Annotated in this window: 1 pseudogene; it reads right to left on the bottom strand. The window is 58.6% G+C overall.

Annotated features, from left to right (window positions below):
* Positions 1-53 precede the first annotated feature (53 nt).
* Positions 54-384 (bottom strand): annotated as a pseudogene (gene istB / locus QJT78_RS52270) (IS21-like element IS1631 family helper ATPase IstB); the annotation flags it as partial.

Below are 384 nucleotides of genomic sequence, written 5' to 3'. Positions count from 1 at the left end.
CTCCGGGTGTGGTCAGTCAAATTCCTCCACCCGCGAGGCAGGACAAGGGACTGTTAGTTTGAGTTTGTTTCCCGGGCAAGAGCTTCAGCGGCTTCTTTGAGCCGATAGCTGCGTCCGTCGAACTCAAGCAGATGGCAATGATGCATAAGGCGATCGAGGATCGTCGTGCTCATAGTGTTGTCCCCAAGGTATGCCCCCCAATCCTGCACGACGCGATTGGAGGTGACGATGACGCTGCGGCGCAGTTTGTAACGCTGATGGATCAGGGTCTGCAGCAAAGTGCCGGCGTCGTCGGGGATGGCGCGTGCGAGGAATAGATCGTCCAGCACGAGGAGATCGCAGTCGATGATGGTTCGCAGCCGGACCTCGCGTTGTGCCGGAGAG

The organism is Bradyrhizobium sp. Mp27 (assembly GCF_029953005.1).
GTDB lineage: Bacteria > Pseudomonadota > Alphaproteobacteria > Rhizobiales > Xanthobacteraceae > Bradyrhizobium > Bradyrhizobium barranii.
This window is presented reverse-complemented; position numbering and strand designations above follow the sequence as displayed.